Origin of the sequence: uncultured Methanofollis sp. (assembly GCF_937919355.1) — an archaeon.
GTDB lineage: Archaea > Halobacteriota > Methanomicrobia > Methanomicrobiales > Methanofollaceae > Methanofollis.
In genome coordinates, this window is record NZ_CALFSA010000048.1 from 1 (window position 1) to 14,919 (window position 14,919).

At 60.3% G+C, this 14,919-nt stretch carries 14 protein-coding genes, 1 tRNA gene and 1 pseudogene; 7 read left to right on the plus strand and 9 right to left on the minus strand.

Features of this window, described 5'->3' with window-relative positions; genetic code table 11:
* Positions 1-360: 360 nt before the first annotated feature.
* Positions 361-717: a type II toxin-antitoxin system PemK/MazF family toxin gene (locus tag Q0520_RS02385; RefSeq protein WP_298666073.1), complete on the plus strand. Its 357-nt coding sequence runs from the start codon at positions 361-363 to the stop codon at positions 715-717.
* A 92-nt stretch (positions 718-809) separates the two neighbouring features.
* Positions 810-1,775, plus strand: a complete 966-nt coding sequence (locus Q0520_RS02390; protein WP_298666076.1) for a ketopantoate reductase family protein — start codon at positions 810-812, stop codon at positions 1,773-1,775.
* Between the two features lie 72 nt (positions 1,776-1,847).
* Here Q0520_RS02390 and Q0520_RS02395 read toward each other — a convergent pair whose 3' ends face one another.
* A complete protein-coding gene (locus Q0520_RS02395) occupies positions 1,848-2,285 on the minus strand; it encodes a hypothetical protein (protein WP_298666079.1) in 438 nt (145 codons plus the stop codon).
* A 118-nt stretch (positions 2,286-2,403) separates the two neighbouring features.
* Positions 2,404-3,231: a hypothetical protein gene (locus Q0520_RS02400; protein WP_298666081.1), complete on the minus strand. Its 828-nt coding sequence runs from the start codon at positions 3,229-3,231 to the stop codon at positions 2,404-2,406.
* Positions 3,232-3,660: 429 nt separating this feature from the next.
* Between Q0520_RS02400 and Q0520_RS02405 the strand changes: the two genes are divergently transcribed.
* Positions 3,661-4,665 carry a hypothetical protein gene (locus Q0520_RS02405; RefSeq protein ID WP_298666084.1) on the plus strand — a complete coding sequence of 335 codons (1,005 nt, stop codon included), beginning with the start codon at positions 3,661-3,663 and terminating at the stop codon, positions 4,663-4,665.
* A gap of 74 nt (positions 4,666-4,739) precedes the next feature.
* Here the strand turns inward: Q0520_RS02405 and Q0520_RS02410 are convergent, their stop codons facing one another.
* Positions 4,740-5,324 carry a YIP1 family protein gene (locus tag Q0520_RS02410; protein ID WP_298666087.1) on the minus strand — a complete coding sequence of 195 codons (585 nt, stop codon included), beginning with the start codon at positions 5,322-5,324 and terminating at the stop codon, positions 4,740-4,742.
* A 108-nt stretch (positions 5,325-5,432) separates the two neighbouring features.
* Between Q0520_RS02410 and Q0520_RS02415 the strand changes: the two genes are divergently transcribed.
* Entirely contained in the window at positions 5,433-6,311 is an 879-nt protein-coding gene (locus Q0520_RS02415; RefSeq protein WP_298666090.1) for a flavodoxin family protein, read from the plus strand.
* Positions 6,312-6,622: 311 nt separating this feature from the next.
* Positions 6,623-7,687, plus strand: coding sequence for a hypothetical protein (locus tag Q0520_RS02420; protein ID WP_298666092.1), 1,065 nt, complete (start codon positions 6,623-6,625; stop codon positions 7,685-7,687).
* Between the two features lie 4 nt (positions 7,688-7,691).
* Here Q0520_RS02420 and Q0520_RS02425 read toward each other — a convergent pair whose 3' ends face one another.
* Both Q0520_RS02425 and recQ read right to left on the minus strand, forming a co-directional pair.
* A complete protein-coding gene (locus tag Q0520_RS02425; RefSeq protein WP_298666094.1) occupies positions 7,692-8,216 on the minus strand; it encodes a flavodoxin domain-containing protein in 525 nt (174 codons plus the stop codon).
* Positions 8,217-8,273: 57 nt separating this feature from the next.
* Complete coding sequence (gene recQ / locus Q0520_RS02430) at positions 8,274-10,070, minus strand: DNA helicase RecQ (RefSeq protein WP_298666097.1); 1,797 nt, start codon at positions 10,068-10,070, stop codon at positions 8,274-8,276.
* A 223-nt stretch (positions 10,071-10,293) separates the two neighbouring features.
* Here recQ and Q0520_RS02435 point away from each other — a divergent pair, with 223 nt between their 5' ends.
* Positions 10,294-10,752, plus strand: coding sequence for an EVE domain-containing protein (locus Q0520_RS02435; RefSeq protein ID WP_298666135.1), 459 nt, complete (start codon positions 10,294-10,296; stop codon positions 10,750-10,752).
* 341 nt (positions 10,753-11,093) lie between these two features.
* On the opposite strand, the gene Q0520_RS02440 is transcribed toward Q0520_RS02435, so the two are convergent.
* A tRNA-Ser gene (locus Q0520_RS02440) sits at positions 11,094-11,177 on the minus strand.
* Positions 11,178-11,232: 55 nt separating this feature from the next.
* Positions 11,233-12,312 carry a hypothetical protein gene (locus tag Q0520_RS02445; RefSeq protein ID WP_298666138.1) on the minus strand — a complete coding sequence of 360 codons (1,080 nt, stop codon included), beginning with the start codon at positions 12,310-12,312 and terminating at the stop codon, positions 11,233-11,235.
* 44 nt (positions 12,313-12,356) lie between these two features.
* Between Q0520_RS02445 and Q0520_RS02450 the strand changes: the two genes are divergently transcribed.
* The gene (locus tag Q0520_RS02450) at positions 12,357-13,334 is read left to right on the plus strand and encodes an archaeosine biosynthesis radical SAM protein RaSEA (protein ID WP_298666141.1); all 978 of its coding nucleotides are present in this window, start codon (positions 12,357-12,359) and stop codon (positions 13,332-13,334) included.
* Here Q0520_RS02450 and Q0520_RS02455 read toward each other — a convergent pair.
* Together Q0520_RS02455 and Q0520_RS02460 are read right to left on the minus strand one after the other, a co-directional pair.
* On the minus strand, positions 13,331-14,563 hold the full coding sequence (locus tag Q0520_RS02455; protein ID WP_298666144.1) for a TIGR00300 family protein: 1,233 nt from the start codon (positions 14,561-14,563) through the stop codon (positions 13,331-13,333). The two genes, Q0520_RS02450 and Q0520_RS02455, sit on opposite strands and share 4 nt — an antisense overlap.
* 68 nt (positions 14,564-14,631) lie before the next feature.
* Positions 14,632-14,919 (minus strand): annotated as a pseudogene (locus tag Q0520_RS02460) (5-deoxyadenosylcobinamide phosphate nucleotidyltransferase); the annotation flags it as partial.

Sequence of the window (14,919 nt, forward strand, 5' to 3'; positions counted from 1 at the left end):
CCACCGAGGAGACCATGACCACCGAGGAGACCATGACCACCGAGGAGACCATGACCACCGAGGAGACCATGACTACCGAGGAGACCGTGACACTTGAGGAGATTGAGACCAATCAGACGCAGATGGTGTAAGAGCAGAGGACAAGAGGTGCACAATCGCGCCTCCCCGCAACCGGGGAGTGCCGGGGAACCTGAGACCCTTCCACGGCCCTGATTGGATGGTTGTGATGTATGGAGGGACAGAACATGTTTCTGGCCCATTAAATCTTTTTATCCTGTGAACACCCCCGGACAACGGAAATGCATATTTCCTGACCGGGAGCGGTCACCTTATGTCTCTTCCGGTCGACCTTTTCTCAGGATGGGAGAATACTTCGTCGGAGACGTCGTCCTTGCGCCCATACGAATAGGAGGTCGCCCAACCCCGAAGACGCGGCCCGCCATCGTCACCGGCATCTGCGACAATGAAGCCCTCCGGGTCTGCCCGGTGACAAGCAAAGAACCCGGTGACACACCCTTTAAAGTGCTGGACCTCCTCGACTTTGCGAGCGGGGGCCTCGACCTCTTTGACGAGAGTTATGCACTTGTCTCTGAAGTCTGCACGATCAGGAAGACAGATGTCGTCGGGAAGAAGGGACGACTGACAGAGGAGTCACTCACCGCCATCCTCGCCCGGGTGCCCGGTCATGCCGCCCCGAAAAGAGGACGACACCGGTGATCCCGGCCTGGAGAGTCGTGCCCGTGAAGATCACCGCGATACGTACCGAGAAACGTTATCCTCTCGCCGGTCTAAGATCGTAACCGACAGGTATGAGTCATGCAAAGTGTCCGGTCGTCCTGATACTCGGTGCCGGTGCGGTCGGCCTCTCTCTTGCCGGGAAGATGGCCGGGGTCGCAGATGTCTATGCGGCATGCAGGCCGCGGCACGCTGCGGCGATCCGCGAGCACGGTCTGGTCATGGAAGGGATATGGGGAAATCTCTCTGTCATGGGGATATCCTGTGTGAGTGGTCGGGCAGACGTCCCCCCAGACCCTGACTATATTCTGATCACAGCAAAGGGTCCAGATACGCAGGCGATCTGCGAGGAGTACGCCGGGGTCATCAGGGAACATCCTGTGGCGACCCTCCAGAACGGCATCGGCAACGAGGAGATCATCGCCCGGTATACCGGCGTCGTCATCGGTGGCACCGTGACCACCAACTTCTCTGTCATCGGCGACGGGCATGTCAGGGTGAAGAGCGAGAGCAGTCCGATGGTCTTCGGCCTCTGGTCGGGAGAAGATTGCGGGGCTCTCGACGGCCTCGTGTCCCTCGTCCACGAGGCGGGGATCGCAGTCAGGAGGAGCGAGGACATCCGTGCGGCAAAATGGACGAAGTCCCTCCTGAACCTCTCGGTCAACCCCCTCTGCGCCCTCCTCTCCGTGCCTGTGGGTGAGACCGCCGACGACCACCTCCGTGAGGTCATCGGCCACCTCATCAGGGAGACCTTCGCCGTCATGACGGCGGAGGGCGTCAGGGTGCCGTGGGCAACCGCCGACGACTACCTTGCCCACCTCTTCGGCGTCCAGATCCGGGATTTCTCCGCCTCCTATCCCTCCATGTACTACGACATCTCCTGCGGGAGACGGACCGAGATCGACCTCCTCAACGGGTATATCGCCGCACTGGGGGAGAGGCACGGGATCCCCACGCCCTATAACGCGTGCATCGCGGAGTTGATCCGGTACAGGCAGTCTGCAGGGGCAGGACGGCACATCGAAGGCGGCGGCGCCTGAACCTGCACCGACTCGTCAGATAGACTCAAAGCCCATTATGTGCCGGAGGCGAGACCCCTCCGGGTCGTACATTCAGAGCAGGGGGACTGAGGAGAGGTGAGACAGACTCGGCACGACCTCGATGCCCGTCCCTGCCTTCAGCGCCTGATAGGAGTCCGGGGTCCCCGTGAGCGTGACGGTCACCGTTTTTGTCACCGACTCCCCCGGCATGATGGTGCCGAATGCGATCTTGCCGGTCTGGAGATCTGACCCGGCGATGCGGGCAGTCCAGTCATCTCCCGGACTCACCTGCTGCGCCGTCACCGCGACTTCCACATCCCTGGCTTTGGCGGTACCCGTATTTGTTGCTGTAACCTGGACCTGATATTCGACAGTCCGGGCGGTGTCGTTGTGCCCCGTCACGGTGCCAGCGTCCGTGTCGAGGGTGACAGTTGCCTCCCCTCCCGTACAGCCGCAGGTGAGGACAAGGCAGGCGAGGGCGGCGGCAATCATGAATGATGCGACTCTCATGTCCTTCTTTCCTGAAAACACGCCATTCCTTTCGTCGTGAATGGATTTATCTCTTCTGAAGCGATCTGCCCTCATGCCGGGGGGTCAAAAAGAGAAAGGGTGTGATCCGACCGGGCCCTTATGTCATGACCGCGGCCGGGGCGTACGCCGGATACGTCTGGACATTCCTGCTATTTGCCTGCGTCATGTTGGTGCCGGTCGCGTTGTCGGTGACGGTCTGCGGGTACGAGATCCCCTGTGCGATGCCCTCACCCCACGGGGCGATGGCGGTGCAGCGGAAGGTTGTCCCGTTGTTCACCATGTCGGGGACGATCGGTTCGACAGACTGGAAGTGGATGATGATAGGTTCTGCCGGCGTCGGCGTCACTGTCGGCGAGACATTGTCAGGCGAGACATTGTCGGGCGACTCGTTGTCAGGCGAGACATTGTCCATGGAAGTCACGTTGATGCTGTAGTCCCCGTAGACAAAGGTGGAACCTGCCGGGACGGTCTTTCCCTCCTCGCCTCCCCAGGTCCCGTACAACGTGGTCTCCTCGGTCAGGTTGACCATGAACCCGCCTTCACGGACGGCCCACCCCTCGGACGGGACCTCCATTCCGGAGATGATGTAGGCCCGGTCATCGTTCCTCGGGTCCACGCCATATGCCACCGGCTCGGGACTGTTCGTGGTGTTCAGGCCGAAGGTCTCATCGAAGTACGTCATCGCCTCTTCTTTTGTCATATCGATATCTGCATCGGTCCTCCCCATGATGTCCTTGTGGAACCACATAGCAAGGTCGCCCTCTGCCGGCGGGACCGCCGGGTCGTACTGCCCTGCCGCCATAAATACGACGACTTTGTCGAAGCCGCCGGGAGTACTGGCAGAGGTGGCGGCATAGGCGACACCCGCCCCCGCGATCAGGAGGACCGCGAGAATGAATGGCGCCAGATATTTTTTCTTTATCATGCTCTTCCCCCCTTTTCGGGGCCACCTCACGGTGGCATAGTGTACTCCGGACCTGATACCGATCTCTGCCTGACATTTGTCCTGGCAATGTGTGGTCCGGAAACAGATCCCTTTATGGCGCATGATCTATATAACTATTTTTTGGAAACTCTGATCCAGGATTTGTCACGAATATGGCAGGTAATACTCGTAATGCCGATCTTTTTTTGGGTGAAATTTTTTATGATTTCTGTTTTCATACCTATCTGGATATGCCGCACACGTGTGCTAAAATTAGCATAACGCGTCGTGTAAATGTTTTTTTTCAGTGCAGCGGATCACATGAAAGGATGATACTTTCTCAACATTTGTTCCTGCCCTGGAGATATGTCATCGACAGGACCCGGTACAGGCGTCAGTTTCATATGCCGTGCCGGAGGATGCGGACCCATGTGCGGCGAAAGTGGTCTCCTGCTCTTCACTCTCATCCTCGTCTCTCTCTGTGTGGCGGTCTCCGCGCATGTCCCTCTCTGGGGAGGTGGCAATGACCTCCCTGAGGACGCCCTCCCCATCGACGACCCGACGAAGTCATGGGTCGTCTACGACACCATCGACGCGGGAGGAGAGGCACGATACTACCTGCTTGAGATGGAGGAAGGAGATGAACTCCGCCTCTCCCTCTTCACCCCGGAGAAGTCCTCTTTTGTCCCGGGCCTTGCGGTGATGGGGCCGGGCATCGCCCCGTCGGGCGACCTCCCCGACTCGGTGGAGGTGCCGCCGGGTGCGGGTGCCTTCGTGGTCGCTGGTGTGCCGCCTGAAAAGGCCGAATACGAACCCTTCACCCCGGCGGCCCTGTATCCGGGTGCGACGTACTCGTCGGTGGTCACGGTGCCCGGAACATATTATGTCGCCGTCTTTTCTGCCGATACCGGCGGGAGGTTCGGACTTGCCGTCGGGTACCGCGAGGAATTTTCCCCGGCAGAGTGGGTGCTCGTCCCCCTCTCGGCGGTCGGCATCCACCTCTGGGAGGGGCAACCCCTGATCCTCGTCCTCGCCCCTCTCGCCCTCACCTTCCTTGCGGGTATCGGGGTGCTGGCACGCCGCGGCGGGCGGTGCCGCCCCCTTCCCGGTCAGGCTGGTCTCCTGGCCGTCATTGCCGCCCTCCTCTTTATCGGCGGCGGTGCGATGACCCTCCTCCAGATGGGGATCGCCCTCTCGAAGACGGGGTACGACCCCTCGGCCTTTCTCACCCTTGCGTTTGCCCTTGTCCCCGTCCTCCTCGGTCTCCTGACCTTTTACCTCGGCCTGGGGAGGGAGAAGGCCGGGAGGGTCTGGGGTGCGGCGATGATCGGGATCGGGATTGCGGGCCTTCTCTTCTGGGCCGGTCTGATCGCGGGGCCGGTCCTTGCCTGCGGTGCGGGGGTACTCGGGATCGTCAGGGGCGGCCGTCGATGATCCTGCGATGGAGATGACGGATCTCTACCGGCGGCGCTCTCTGCGTCGCACAAAAAAAGAAGAGTTTCTTTTCCTCAGGCAGCAGACATCGCGCCGCCTGCAATGATGAGGCCAGCGACCACAAAGGCGAGCATGACGAGGAGGGCGACGAGAATGATCACAGGCAGGAGGACTGCGACCGCGGCCTTGCCTGTCGTCGTGTCATGGAGTTCCCTGATGCCGATGATGTAGAGGACTAGAGACCAGAGGCCGCCGATGATACCGATGAAGGGGATCCAGCCGAGGAGCATGCCCGGGGTTGCACCGTAGATCAGGGCCTTGATGGTCTGCTCGATGCCGTTGCCACCGATAATGAGGGCGACGAAGATGTGGACGATGATGCCGCCGATGAAGAGGCCGATGATGCCACCGATGAAGGTGCCGACGATCGCCGCGATGCCGCTGGCGAAGCTGCCGGCAATGCCCAGCGCCATGCCGGGGATTTCGGTGGCGGCGCCGACCCCGGCCATGACCAGCAGGCCGCTGAGGACGGAGTTGATGGCGAGGATAATGGCGAAGTACTTGAATGCCTCACCAAGGTCGTCACTTTGTGCGTTCCTGAATGTCTCTGCAGGGTCCATGAGGAACCCCTTTGCCTTTTCGATGATGTCCTGTGACATTATATGTACGCAGAGCGGTTTGGATTTATTTCTATCTGCGCAATCTGCGGAGTTCCGGGATATATCGCCCGGCGAATCATTATATGACGGTATTTGCTAGTCTCCGGTATGGTGCGGGGACCAGTCCTCCTCTTTGAGCGCAGTATCGACAGGGAGTACACCCTCTCGCTCTGGCGGGAAGACCTTTCTGGCCTGTACCCCGGCATGGTCAGGTTCACCCTCACCCTCTGCACAGCGAGGGAGACGGTCGCAACTTTCCGCACCAACTCCTACGAGTACTCCCCCACCGTCCCCCTTGACGCAGAGACAGCGGCACGGCATAAGGCGGAGGAGTGGGCTCGGGGACTCACAGCGCACCGCGAACGCTTCCTTGCGGCCGTCACGCGCCAGGCACCCCGGCGTCCCTTCTCCGCCACAGACTGCGTCGTCATCCAGGGGAGCCCGCGCCCTGACGGCAACTGCAGCATCCTTGCCGGGTGGGCGGCAGACGAGGTACGCCGCATGGGACAGACGGTGCAGGTGGTCTACCCCGACGACATGGGCATCCACCCCTGCATCGGGTGCTACCAGTGCTACAACACCGGCAGGTGCACCTTCGACGACGACATGGCAGGGATCATCGGTGCGGTGAAGCACGCCTCCCTCCTCGTCGTCTGCTCGCCCGTCTACACCGGCACAGTCCCCGGCGGGCTGAAGGTCGTCCTCGACCGCTTTCAGGCGCTCCATGCGGAGAAGAACCTCTTTGAAGACGTTTCGATGCCGGAGGGTGTCCTCCTTGCCGTCTGCGGCCGGAAGGGAGAGGCGAACTTCGCCTGTCTCACCGCGGTCGTCAGGGCCTCCATGGAAAACCTCGGCATCAAATACGCGGGCGAGGTGCTGGTGGACGGCGTCGACCGCGTGCGGGACATCAGGAGAGTGGAGGGCCTAGAGGGGCGGGTGAGGGGGACTGTCAGGGGCGCCTTTCACGGGGTATCTGATCGGGCCTGACGTGCTTTTCCCTGCAGTCCTGGCAGGGAGCGGATGACAATCGCCCTCCCCGGGATCTCGTGTTCACTCTTCCCTGGCCCTATCCTGATCCGGGGGATGCGCGTTTTAACGAGCACGAGAACACAGGATATTGAAGAGCCCGTGCACACCGCGCCTGTCCCGGATATGCCATGGCCGACCGGATTCTCCCGCACGCTCCGTGGCCCGTTGACGCACCCTTATATCCTATCCGGTGATACGCGATCTGATCCAGAACCGGGTACCGGACCATCTCCCCGCGGGGACAGCCTCCCCGGAGTGACCTGAAAACCATGTTCGCAATTCGCTTTTACCGCATCTACGATATCGGAAAAGAGGTCGACATCAAATCTCTCGAAAGGGCCCTCAAAGAGAGCGTGACCATCAGCAGGGCACGCTTTGTCCAGGTGAAGCCGCGGGCGATCATCATCAAGCACGCCCCCCTCCTGCTCAGACTCGACCCCATGGCGGTCGAACAGGACGGAAAGACCTACACCTTCCGCGTCGACGCACGCGTGTATGATATCGGTGCGATCAGCATCTGCCTCATCTACGAGGCATTCGAGGGCACCCCTGAAGAACTGGAGGAGACCGCCCTCTGCTTCGCAGGGCAGAGAGGCCTGGACACCGCCTTCACCACCACCATCGCGCGTCTCCTTGCGGTCCTCAAGTCGGCGGTCGGCGAGAGGACGGTCGACGAGGAGTTCTATGAGGACTATGCCATCTACATCACCCACTCCCTCGACGACTCCCTCGACCCGACACGGATACTCCTCGGTGACACGACGGCGTTCTCCGCGGAGACCCGGAATGAGACCCTCAAGAATGCCCTCAGTTACAGTGAGAGTGACCGGGCGATCCTCACGCGGGACAGCGCCATCCTGGTCAACACTGAACCGCCCTCTGACCTGATCGAGTTGATCGAGTACGCCAATGTGCAACTCCTCGAACTGCGTTTCTATGACGGTGAACTGACGCGCCAGATGGAGAAGATGTACGACGACATCGAGATGGCCGACCACCTGTATTTCTTCTACCGGATCAGGCAGTACCGCGCGATCATGATGGGCCTGATGCAGACACAGGCTGAGATCTCGGAGATCACAGAGAAGGTCAACAACCTGATCAAGGTGACCGAGGACGTCTATTATGGCCGCATCTATGCAATGTGCCTCAAGGCCATGAGTTGCCAGCAGTGGAGCGACAGCGTCGGCAGGAAGATCGAGGTCATCCGCCAGACATATGCGATGCTCTCGGACGAAGTGAACATCCAGCACTCGAACTACCTGGAGTGGGTGGTGATCATCCTGATCGCCCTGGAGGTCATGCTCTTCGTCCTGCCCATCACCCCGCACTGAACCTTCAGGCCGGGAGGGGCGGCACGGCGATGCCGAGTGCGGCGGGCAGTCTCCCCGCCCACGCCCTGATCGCCCCCCAGTCCCGGGCGTCCTCGGTCTTCGCCTCGTCATAGTGCATGAAAAAGCCGAGCACCGGTATATAGGAGGGGTTCATCCTCCCGGCAAACATCCCCATCTCTCCCCTGATGGGGATGCGTCCGGTGATGGGTCCCATCGCCGATTCCACTTTCCTGCGGTTTTCGTCGGTCAGGTCCTTGCAACTCATGCCGACGGCAAAGGCGGCGACCGGTTTTTCCTGGAGGGCGTCGGCAAAATGGTCGACGAACTGCTTCGCCTCCTTCAGGATCTTTCCCATGTAGAGGGGGGAACCGATGACGACGGCGTCGTAGTCGGCGACAGATGCCACCCTCCCGGCAGGCAGGGCATCGGCGTCGAGGCCCTCCTCCCTGAGGGTTGCGACGATGGCATCGGCGATCTCCTGTGTGGTCTCGTGTTTTGTCGCATAGGTGACGAGGATACGTGGTGGCATGGAGGGAGAATTAGTGACATGCCATATAAGCATTGGCCGGGTGCGGCCGTCGGTCTTTCAGACCTCTCTGTCCTGGAAGTGCATGATGGCGGAGATGACGTCGGGACCGTATTTTTCCAGCCTGACCGCGCCGACGCCGGGTATCTCTCCCAGGCTTTCCCGGTCAGAGGGGTGGAGGCGGGCCATCTCGATCAGGCTCCTGTCCGGGAAGACGACAGAGGGGGGCACACCGTCGCGGTCCGCAATCGAGGTGCGCAACGTCTTCAACGCGACGAACAGTTCCCTGTCTTCAGGACTCAGGGCGTCCTCGACCTGCCTCTTCTTCGCGCCGCCCTCGGGCGCAGGGAGCATGACCCGCACCTCTCCCCTCATGACCGCGGCGCTCGTCTCTGTCAGGCAGATGGCCCTGGACCCGTCGCCTGTCCGCCCCAGGTAGCCCTGCCTGACCAGGTCGTTGATCCATCTCCTGTACTGCTTTCTGCTCTGCTCCCTGCCTGTCCCATAGGAGGGGAGGAGGTCGAAGTTGTTCTCCCTCACTTTCGCGTTTTTCGACCCCCGCAGGACATCGGCGATGAGGTCGGCACCTGCATTCCCGGACACCTCCCCGACGCACCCGATGATCTTTTGTGCGTATGCAGTGCCGTCGGTCGTCTCATGGGAGCGATCGCAGGTGTCGCACATGCCGCAGTTTTCCGGGGCATACTCCTCCCCGAAGTAGTGTAGCAGGTATTTCCGCCGGCACCCGGTCGTCTCGCAATAGCCGACTATCTCGTCCAGTTTCCGGACTGCGATACCAATGCGACGCTTGTCCCGTCCGTCGTGCTCGATCAGGGACCTGACCCTGCCGTACTCCTCAGGGTCGTAGAAGAGGACGCATTCGCTCTCCAGGCCGTCCCGTCCTGCACGGCCTGTCTCCTGGTAGTAGGACTCGATGGTCTTTGGCAGGTCGTAGTGGACGACATAGCGGACGTCGGGTTTGTCGATGCCCATGCCGAAGGCAATGGTGGCGCAGACAGTCTGCACGCGGTCGGAGAGGAATGCGTCCTGGACTTTCTCCCTGACGCCTGCCGAGAGGCCGGCATGGTAGGCGCGGGCATTGTACCTGTACTTCCTGAGTTCGTGGGCGATCTCCTCGGTCTCTCTCTTGCTGAAGCAGTAGACGATCCCCGACTCGTTCCTGTGCCTGTTGATGATGGAGAGGAGGAGGGACATCGGTTTCTCCTTCGGGACGACGCTGTACCTGAGGTTTGCGCGGTTGAAACTGCCGACGAACTCGCGGGGGCTGGATAGGCCGAGTTGCCGGGCGATATCTTCCCTGACCTCGGGGACGGCGGTGGCGGTCAGGGCGACGATGGGGACGTCAGGAAAGTGCGTCTTCAGGCGGGAGAGTTGCCTGTACTCGGGCCAGAAGTTGTGGCCCCATTCCGAGATGCAGTGCGCCTCGTCGATGGCGATGAGACGGACGGGATAGCGGCGAAGGGACCGGAGGACTGCAGGTTGCGTGCACTTCTCTGGCGAGAGGAAGAGCAGTCTGAGAGCGTTGGCCGCAAGGCGCCTCTCGATCTCCTCCCTCTCCTTATATGTGAGCGACCCGGTGTAGGCGGCCGCGGGGATGCCCCGCAGGTCCAGGTCGTCGACCTGGTCCTTCATGAGCGAGATGAGGGGGGAGACGACGAGGGTGAGGCCGCCGAGGTACAGGGCGGGTACCTGGTAGCAGAGGGACTTCCCGCCACCTGTTGCCATGACCGCCACTGTGTCCCGCCCTTCAAGGACCGACGTGATGACCTCCCGCTGGTGGGAACGAAAAGAGGTGTAGCCCCAGTATTTTTTCAGGAGTTCGTCGATGGCGGCCATGGGTTTCTCTTCATTGTTGGGGGGAGGGGGTTTTGAAAGTTGGGTTCGGGTGGTGAAAGTGTGCTGTCCCATCTGTTTTATCAGGGTATTTCTTCGTCTCTCTCCCGGCCTCTGCCGATGAGATGGAGTAGCCGTATACTCTGCATCACATTGTGTTCCCCCTCTCTCCGTCCGGCACATCCTCACGATACCTTTTTCCAATCACGACCCATACTGCCCACCCATGACCCGCTGGCTTGCCACCTCCACCCGTGAGAATGCAGAAATCGTGACAAAAAAGCAGATCTGGGGTGTCCCGAAGAGGGACGTCAGCCAGATCAACAGGATCAGGCCAGGCGACACTATCCTCCTCTATGTCGGGCATGAGGAGATCGATAAGGACATCACCCTCCCGCCCGCGATCATCGGGTGCTTCGAGATCGTCTCCAGTGTCTATGAGGACACCGACCCGATCTTCACCGCCCCCAGAAAACTCGGGAACGAGGTCTTTCCTCTCCGGTTCAGGCTGAAGACGGTCACGATCTTCGACCCTCCCGTGGAGTTCACACCCCTGATCCCGAAACTGACATTCATCACTGAAAAAAAGCAGTGGTCAGAGCACATCAAGGGGCAGGCGATGCGGGCGATCGCCGAGGAGGACCATGCGCTCATCATGAAGGCGGCAAAGACGCCGCGGGGCTGAAAACCCCATCGTACCCTGTTTTCAGACCCTCATATGGCGGCATCCCCAGAGCCCGAACCGGCCAATATCCGGCCTCTCTCCCTTCCTGTCCCCGCCGCCGGGGGAGGGCCGGGAGAGGAGGGCATTACCCGCAATCATATGGGCGGCAGGAGGGCGTTGAGTCCTGCCGGATATAACTCCGTTTCACCCACGGGCCCCGTTCTGCCCCTCCCGCCGGATCTCCCCGGTACGGCCGTGAATGCGAGGTGCGGCCACCCAATTGGAGACAGGTACGGGCGTTTTTGACCCGGATTACCCTATAGCACAGAAACATAAGAATAGAAACCACCGGGAACAAAGAGCGCCGGGGGGGAGATTTGAACTCCCGAGGTGCAAGCACCAGCGGTTTTCAAGACCGCCGCCTTCCCGGACTAGACTACCCCGGCACGCCAGTACCTATAGGACTGCCACTTAAAAAAAGATGCTGTAGGTGAGGAAGGTTTAGATCTTCCTGAACAGGAGGAAGACCGCACCGAGAGCAAGAAGCACGAGGCCGAAGGGCATCGGGCTCTGGGCCGTCGTCGGGACAGGGTCGCCGAACTTCCCCGCCACCGCTGCATCGACCGAGATCTTCTTGATGTTCGCGGCCGCGACCGTCACGGTCCCGGTCTCGGTGTAGAGTTGGGGCGTGACTTTCACGTAGACGATGCCGCCTGTCGCCGGGAGGGTAACGCTCTCCGGGGCCGTGGTGCCCTGGTTATTCACTATCGACCGCTCACCCTTCTCGTCGATGTACTCGAGCACCCAGTCGGTCCCGGTGGATGTGCTGATCGTCACCTGGCCGCCGAGGGTCTCAATGGCAAAATACGCCGGGTTCCCGCGGGAGGCCGGGGCCGAAGCCGAGTACGTGGGGCCGGGCGTCTGTGATACCGTCGGCGTGACCTCTGCCACACCGCCCTTCACGGTGAACTGCGTGGTCCAGGTATAACCGCTCCTGTCCGCGATCTCGGCCATGTAAGTGCCGCCCGAGGTGACGGGGACAGGGACAGAGAAGGCACCCGCATCGGTCTGAATCCATTTGGGGCCGTAGATGGTTGCATTATCCGCGTTGGTCACGGTGAGCCTGAGGCCATCGTCACCTGACTTTGCAAGCGTACCTGCCACCGTGAGGGTACCGTCATAGTCCTGCGTCTTCGGAGAGGTGATACTGAGTTCGTCGTTCCTGTTCACGACCTTGAAGATCTTGATCTTCTTTGAACTGCCGCCGAAGATGTCATCGCCGCGCGACTGGACCTCTACAGAATAGGTGCCCGACCTGAGATCATCGGTCTCGAAGGTCAGGTTAAATGTCCCGTCGCCCTGGATCACGACTGCCTGTCGGTCGATCTCGCTCTTTCCATATGTCGTGTCATAAAGGACAATGTCAACGACATAGCCCGGTTTCACTCCTATCGTCGTCCCGGTAGCCTCAAGGGGCTTCCCTGCGTTTATGGAGTCCGGCGCTGTGACCTCAATAAATGCCGCCGACGCTGGAACCGCGAGGAAGCAGATAAGGCAGAGCAGGGGGAGTGCAATCCTCATCACAGAAATTTTCATAATATTATAGATCAACGAAATAGGTGTTAATGTTATCGATACAATCTATTAAGCCACTGGCAGCGTGGAAAGGAAAGGACCGTTATGAGGATGAAACCCTCGATTCTCTTACAATAATCTTTAAAAGCGGGGGGTGCTCATACCGGCGCTGCATGATGTGCGGTTACCGTTTTGAGGGTTATTTCGGGGCCAAACCTGAGGAAGTCCTCGCCGCACTCCGGGGGCAACTTGCCTGGGTGCGGGAGAACTTCGACCTCTCGGAGGTCGGAATGGTCAAGATCTTCACGTCGGGCAGTTTCCTTGACCCTGTCGAGGTGCCGCCGGCCTTCAGGGAGGATGTCGCGCAGACCTTTGCCGGGAAGGTCGTCGTCGTCGAGACGCGGCCCGAGTACGTGGAGACCGACACCCTTGCAGCGATGGCGGATACCCTCGGGTCCCCCATCCATGTAGCGATCGGGCTTGAGACGACGGACGACGCCATCAGGGAAAAATCGATCAGAAAGGGCTTCACTTTCGCCGACTTCATTGAAGCCTCGAAGAGGGCGAAGGCCGCGGGTGCCGGGGTGAAGGCTTACCTCCTCCTGAAACCCCTCTTCCTCACCGAGAAGGAAGCGATCGAGGACATGAAGACCTCCATCATGGCTGTGGCCCCGTACTGCGGCATGATCTCGATGAATGCCTGCACCGTCCAGAAAAGGACAGAACTCGAACACCTCTGGAAGGAGCATGCGTACCGCCCGCCGTACCTCTGGAGCATCCTCGAGGTGCTCGGGAATGTCGACCCGGGCGTCCCGGTCTTCTGCGACCCGGTCGGCGGCGGTTATATCAGGGGGCCGCACAACTGCGGGAAGTGCGACCGCGAGATCATCGATGGGATCAACGAGTACGCTCTCACCGGCGACGTGGAGTTGATCCGCGCCCTTGCGGAGATCGAGTGCGACTGCAAAAAAGAGTGGGAGTATGTCCTCGGGCACGAGAGGCCCTGGGCCATGCCCCTCACGCGTTAATTTTTCTCTGAGAGTTCGTCCAGTTTTTTCGCAAGCATCGGGAAGAAGGTGCCGGCGTCCGAGACGATGCCGATCGCCTGCGAGGTGCCGCGGTCCATCAACTTGGTCAGGGAGGCCGGGTTGATGTCGACGCAGAGTGTCTTCACATTCGAGGGCAGACAGTTGCCGACGGCCACCGAGTGGAGGAGGGTCGCCACCATCAGCACCATCTTCGCACCCTTCAGGTGCTTTCTCATGGCGTCCTGCGCTTCCATGACATCGGTGATCACGTCAGGGAGGGGGCCGTCGTCCCGGATCGACCCGGCAAGGACGAAGGGGACGTTGTTCCTGACGCATTCATACATCACGCCGCCGGTGACGATGCCCTGCTCGACCGCATTCCTGATTGACCCTGCGCGCATCACCTCGGAGATCGCATAGATGTGGTGCTTGTGCCCGCCGGTGACGAGTTTCGCGGTCTTGATGTCCATGCCGAGGGATGTGCCGAAGAGGTTCGACTCGATGTCGTGGGTCGCCAGGGCGTTCCCTGCAAAGAGAGCGTTGATGTAGCCGTTGTGAATGAGTTTTGCAAGTGCCGGGCCGCCGCCGGTATGGATGATCGCCGGGCCGCCGACAAGGACGATCTTCCCGCCCGACCTCTTCACCTCAAGGATCTCCCGCGCGATCTTCTCGATCAGGGTCTCTGACGGGCGCTCGGGCGAGACCGTCCCCTGCATGAACTCGAACCTGCTCTTCTCCCGCGGGCGCTCCGGGTAGTCCACCTTGACGCCATCTTCACCGACGACAACAAGGTCGCCCTTCTTCAGTTTGGAGAGAGGGGTGCAGGATGCGTGCTTTGCGGCCGGGTCCACGACAAGGAGACAGTCCATCTCGATGTTCTCGACAGGGAGCCATTCGCCCTCGTATTTCACGTAGGTCGAGTGGTTGGTCGTCGAGTAAAAGCCCTTGGGGACGATGCGGTCGCCTTCTGCCGGTACCAACCGTGCGTCTGCCACCACTGGCAGATGAGCGCCGAGGCGGTAGAGTTCGCTGAGGATCGCCTCAAGATGCGCCTCATCAACGGCACTCACCTTCAGGCGGGCATAACTCGGGTCTGTCTTCTTCTTCCCCACATCGAAGACAAGAATCTCAAAGTTCCCGCCCATATCCATGATCCGGTCGAAGACAAGGGTCATGATACCAGAGTCGATAATATGCCCTTCCAGTTCTATCTCCCGGGAGATCTGCATGCCAAGAATATCGGCTGCGGCGGTTAATATGGTTTCCTTTCTGGCATTAACGGAGAATACGTGAGAATTCAGAGAGAATGCCCCTTTTCTCGGGCGCAGATAAAACGCGTCGCACGGGCAAGGTCGTCCTGTGTATTGACATTGAAACCAAGGGCGGGTTCATCAAGGAGGAGGCGGCATTCTTCCTGTTCCTCCTCGATCCGCGCACCGAGGAGGATATTTATCCCGGCGGGACAGGCAGGGACGCCTTCGACCGTCTCCTGGTAGGCGGCGCGAAGAGAGGAACCCTTGCAGAGGGACGACGGCACCCAGGTGGAGAGGGCGTCGGTGCCCGCCGAGATGTACGCCTCCTCTAT

What these genes read in the sequence shown, in the direction of transcription:
- Q0520_RS02385 (WP_298666073.1), top strand. Translation starts at nt 361, where the DNA reads ATGGGAGAATACTTCGTCGGAGACGTCGTCCTTGCGCCCATACGAATA.
- Q0520_RS02390 (WP_298666076.1), top strand. Translation starts at nt 810, where the DNA reads ATGAGTCATGCAAAGTGTCCGGTCGTCCTGATACTCGGTGCCGGTGCG.
- Q0520_RS02395 (WP_298666079.1), bottom strand. Translation starts at nt 2,285, where the DNA reads ATGAGAGTCGCATCATTCATGATTGCCGCCGCCCTCGCCTGCCTTGTC.
- Q0520_RS02400 (WP_298666081.1), bottom strand. Translation starts at nt 3,231, where the DNA reads ATGATAAAGAAAAAATATCTGGCGCCATTCATTCTCGCGGTCCTCCTG.
- Q0520_RS02405 (WP_298666084.1), top strand. Translation starts at nt 3,661, where the DNA reads ATGTGCGGCGAAAGTGGTCTCCTGCTCTTCACTCTCATCCTCGTCTCT.
- Q0520_RS02410 (WP_298666087.1), bottom strand. Translation starts at nt 5,324, where the DNA reads ATGTCACAGGACATCATCGAAAAGGCAAAGGGGTTCCTCATGGACCCT.
- Q0520_RS02415 (WP_298666090.1), top strand. Translation starts at nt 5,433, where the DNA reads ATGGTGCGGGGACCAGTCCTCCTCTTTGAGCGCAGTATCGACAGGGAG.
- Q0520_RS02420 (WP_298666092.1), top strand. Translation starts at nt 6,623, where the DNA reads ATGTTCGCAATTCGCTTTTACCGCATCTACGATATCGGAAAAGAGGTC.
- Q0520_RS02425 (WP_298666094.1), bottom strand. Translation starts at nt 8,216, where the DNA reads ATGCCACCACGTATCCTCGTCACCTATGCGACAAAACACGAGACCACA.
- recQ (WP_298666097.1), bottom strand. Translation starts at nt 10,070, where the DNA reads ATGGCCGCCATCGACGAACTCCTGAAAAAATACTGGGGCTACACCTCT.
- Q0520_RS02435 (WP_298666135.1), top strand. Translation starts at nt 10,294, where the DNA reads ATGACCCGCTGGCTTGCCACCTCCACCCGTGAGAATGCAGAAATCGTG.
- Q0520_RS02445 (WP_298666138.1), bottom strand. Translation starts at nt 12,312, where the DNA reads ATGAGGATTGCACTCCCCCTGCTCTGCCTTATCTGCTTCCTCGCGGTT.
- Q0520_RS02450 (WP_298666141.1), top strand. Translation starts at nt 12,357, where the DNA reads ATGTTATCGATACAATCTATTAAGCCACTGGCAGCGTGGAAAGGAAAG.
- Q0520_RS02455 (WP_298666144.1), bottom strand. Translation starts at nt 14,563, where the DNA reads ATGCAGATCTCCCGGGAGATAGAACTGGAAGGGCATATTATCGACTCT.